Below are 4,120 nucleotides of genomic sequence, written 5' to 3' on the forward strand. Positions count from 1 at the left end.
GTCCTTGCCAGTTCAGTATTCAGAGCGAATTTAATCAAAAGTATGCTTAATTTCGTTAGGGAGAAAGGATATGGGGGTGTCAGTATGGACATCGAATTCATCCCACCTGCCAGGCGTTCCGATTATGTGCTTTTTTTAAAAGAATTAAAGGAGGGGTTGAAGGAACTGATCCTGCATGTGAACGTACATGCAAAAACAGCGGATAATCCAGATAATCGAATTGTAGGCGGGCATGATTATCGGGGGATCGGAGAGGCAGCCGACCTTGTTGCCGTGATGACCATTGACTATGGATATCCAACTGGCCCGCCTGAACCCATTTCCCCACTTTGGTGGATGGGCGAAGTTCTTCGCTATGCTTTGTCGACTATACCTGAGTATAAACTGCAGTCGGCATTTCCTATGTATGGCTATGATTGGATAATTCCAAGCCACGAGACTAAGGCTTTATCAGCTCAAAATGCCCAAAATCTTGCCATTGCAACTGGCTCTGAAATAACTTTTGACACTTCAGCGGTTTCCCCTACCTATTCTTATCGAAGAGAGAATTCGAATCATGTCGTTTGGTTTGAAGATATTCGATCAATAAGCGCAAAATATGAAATGATTGATGCATATGAACTGATAGGTGCTACTTATTGGCAGATCGGTTTGGAATTTCCGCAGAATTGGGAGTTTATGGATAATAATATCTGGATTATCAAATAGAATGAATGGGTGCCAAGTGGTGAAAAGAAGTTTTAGATATTTTTTTCCTTGTTTGGTTGTGCAGCTTTAATCAGGGGCAAGCCAATCACACCGAGCAAGATTTTAAAGAGAGACAATATGGTTCGAGGAGTCTTGAACCATAAAAAAGGAGCCATGGAAAAACCAAGGTTCCTTTTTTATGTTAAATCGAAAGAAAAGCATCATCTAGGAATGTTAGAAGGCTGACTTGACAGTGATGGATCACATTTTTTTCCTTGTAATTCCTTCCTTTTAAACGTTGCATAAAGAAAGGCAAGGAATATCAGGGTGGAAGAAAATTGGAATGTTGTTTTGACACTGTATGTTTCCGTTATATAGCCTAATAGTAAGACAGAGCCGGCAAATGTAAGATTGATGACCGCTCCCCAAACGGCATAAATTTTTGCAAGAGTCTTTTCCGTTGCATGGTCTTGGAATAGCTTGGTGTAAATCACTTCCCTGATTTGTTCCGGGAGACCGTACAGGCATGCCAGCAGCAAAGCCAAAGCTGGAATACTGGTAGTTCCAAAAAGCAAAATCAGCAGTGAACTTAAAAATAGCCCGAGAATGATGAAGAAACCAATATATTTTTCTAGTAACTTGGCAAAACGGATGACGATCAATCCACTGAAAATCATGCCGACAAAGTAGCTTGTGTTGATGTATCCCCACCACTCCTCACCAAGTTGCAGGTTCTGTTCTACATATAAATAAATAATGGCAGCCACCCACACGCTTGAAGCTAAAGTAGTTATAAAATCAATGGAAATGAGTGTACGGATAGTTGGGATTTGGTGAATCGCAACCCATCCGGATTTAATGGAACCCCAGTTTGTCGGAGCAACAGAATCCGTCGTTTGCCCAGAGATTTCGATTCTAACTGTATAGATCGTTGAAACGGCAAAAAGCATGACAGCAAGCCAAATGATGAAGCTGCTGTTGGTGCTTATCAATAAGACGGAGCCTAGTGGCCATCCTGCTACAAAGATGGTCTGGGTGATCACATTCAAGAAACCATTCGCTTTCATCCGTTCATCTTTTGGAACCAATTGAGGAACCAAAGCTGCGCTGACCGGCGCTGCGACTCCATCCAATAATGAAATCAAGGCGATAAAGAAAATGACGGCAACGGAAAAACCATGATTGAAAATTGTTATATAGATTCCTAGGCAAACGAGTAAGATAGTTTTCCACCATTGAGATTGTACAAGAATTCTTTTTAAAGGAAACCTGTCGATGACAAGGGGGGCAAGTAAACTGCTGAAAAACCTAAAAATCGTTGTAGTGAACGGAAGCAAACTCAAATAAAAAGCAGATCCCGTCAAGGTATATAATAGTGAAATCAACCCGACTACATAAAATATATCCCCTAGATTTGCAAACGCCTGACCTATCCAAAGGCATCGAAACGATGTATTTTTCATGAATACCATCCTTTTAAGAAACTAAAATCATGGATATTTAAAATGGTTATCTTTTTTACACTGGATTCACTCCCTAATTTAATAGATTGCATGAGCCGGGTTGGGCTGTTTTATAAGATGATTTTACCATAATATGAAAATGGGGGTTATGAAATGCTTGCTGAATATTGAATATGGAATTATACTCCTTAATATATGTAGAAAAGGAGAAAAATTTGATGATTCGACGTTTTGCTTCATATTACCTCCCGCATAAGCGGTTATTCATTATTGATTTCTTCAGTGCTGTGGTGGTGGCTGTACTTGAACTTGCATTTCCGCTAGCCGTTCAGTGGTTTATAGATACACTGCTGCCTGGCGACGATTGGTCTGCAATTGTTTCGGTAAGTGCCGGATTGTTCCTCCTTTATATCATTAGTACCTTCCTACAGTTCATCGTAGGGTATTGGGGTCACAAATTGGGTATCAATATTGAGACTGATATGCGTGAGGAATTATTTGAGCATGTGCAAAAACAATCTTTTCGTTTTTTTGATAACACGAAAACCGGCCATATCATGAGCCGCATAACTAATGATCTGTTCGATATTGGTGAACTTGCTCACCATGGTCCCGAAGATTTATTCATTGCCTTCATGACTTTTATAGGTGCATTTTGGATTATGTTGACGATCAATGTGAAATTGGCACTCATATCGGTTTGTATCTTACCGTTCCTCGTTTTATTAATTGTCATAAGTAACTTAAAGATGAATAAAGCCTGGAAGAAAATGTATACAGAAGTTGCAGATGTAAATGCCCGTGTGGAAGATAGCGTCTCAGGGGTGAGGGTTGTCCAATCCTTTACTAATGAAACATATGAAATGAAAAGATTTTCTACTAATAATCGCAGATTCCGTAAAGCGAAACTTCTTGGATATAAGGTAATGTCCTTTAGCTTATCAGGCATTTACATGATGACGAGATTTATGACCCTGGCCGTGTTGGTGATAGGAGCTTGGCTAACATTTCATGGGCAGCTCTCTTATGGTGAACTGGTTGCATTCGTCTTATACGTTAACGTATTATTTAAACCGATCGACAAAATCAGTGCGTTGATGGAACTCTATCCAAAAGGGATGGCCGGCTTTAAGCGTTTTACGGAACTTCTGGATGTCGCGCCTGATGTCGTGGATAAGAAGGATGCAATAGAAGTGACCACCCTTTTGGGCGATATTTCCTTTCAAGACGTTTCTTTTAACTATGAAGATAAAAAGCCGGTTTTAAAAGATATTGATCTAACAGTTAAAGCGGGTGAAACCATTGCCTTTGTCGGGCCTTCAGGAGCCGGGAAAACGACTATATGTTCATTGATCCCACGATTTTATGATGTTAATGCCGGCTCGATTTCCATTGATGGAATTGATATTCGTGAGATGACGAAAAAGTCATTGCGCTCACAAATTGGCATAGTCCAGCAAGATGTGTTTCTTTTTACAGGAACTGTAAAAGAGAACATTGCGTACGGAATGCTTGACGCATCTGGTGAACAAATTAAAGAAGCCGCAAGGAAAGCCCATTTGGAGACTTTCATTGAAGGACTTCCGGAAGGCTATGAGACTCAAATAGGGGAACGCGGCTTGAAATTATCGGGAGGACAAAAACAACGGATTGCAATAGCAAGGATGTTTTTAAAAAATCCGCCCATATTAATTCTCGATGAAGCAACCTCTGCACTCGATACTGAAACGGAAAGAATAATACAGCAGGCTCTTACTGAACTGGCTGAAAACAGAACTACGCTAATCATCGCACACCGTTTGGCAACCATACGAAACGCTGACAAGATCGTGGTAGTTACGGAAGAAGGAATTGCTGAAGAGGGCGGTCACGATGACTTACTTAAGCAGGGGGGCCTTTTTGCCAATCTGCATCAATTACAATTTCAAAAGAGATAAAAAGCTATATGTCCTCACAAGGACATATAGCTT

3 protein-coding genes are annotated in these 4,120 nt (G+C 40.5%); 2 read left to right on the forward strand and 1 reads right to left on the reverse strand.

Annotated elements, in window-relative coordinates; translation table 11 throughout:
• On the forward strand, positions 1–708 hold a 708-nt coding region (locus tag ACFVSH_RS23730; protein WP_387708174.1), incomplete at its 5' end, for a glycosyl hydrolase family 18 protein.
• A gap of 200 nt (positions 709–908) precedes the next feature.
• Here the strand turns inward: ACFVSH_RS23730 and ACFVSH_RS23735 are convergent.
• On the reverse strand, positions 909–2,150 hold the full coding sequence (locus ACFVSH_RS23735) for an MFS transporter (protein WP_387708176.1): 1,242 nt from the start codon (positions 2,148–2,150) through the stop codon (positions 909–911).
• 218 nt (positions 2,151–2,368) lie between these two features.
• On the opposite strand from ACFVSH_RS23735, the gene ACFVSH_RS23740 reads away from it, so the two are divergent.
• On the forward strand, positions 2,369–4,087 hold the full coding sequence (locus ACFVSH_RS23740; RefSeq protein ID WP_387599155.1) for an ABC transporter ATP-binding protein: 1,719 nt from the start codon (positions 2,369–2,371) through the stop codon (positions 4,085–4,087).
• Positions 4,088–4,120 lie beyond the last annotated feature (33 nt).

The organism is Peribacillus sp. NPDC058002 (genome assembly GCF_042886655.1).
Lineage (GTDB): Bacteria > Bacillota > Bacilli > Bacillales > DSM-1321 > Peribacillus > Peribacillus aracenensis.

Excerpts from the sequence above, each read along its gene's own strand:
- ACFVSH_RS23735 (WP_387708176.1), bottom strand. The coding sequence starts at position 2,150 with ATGAAAAATACATCGTTTCGATGCCTTTGGATAGGTCAGGCGTTTGCA.
- ACFVSH_RS23740 (WP_387599155.1), top strand. The coding sequence starts at position 2,369 with ATGATTCGACGTTTTGCTTCATATTACCTCCCGCATAAGCGGTTATTC.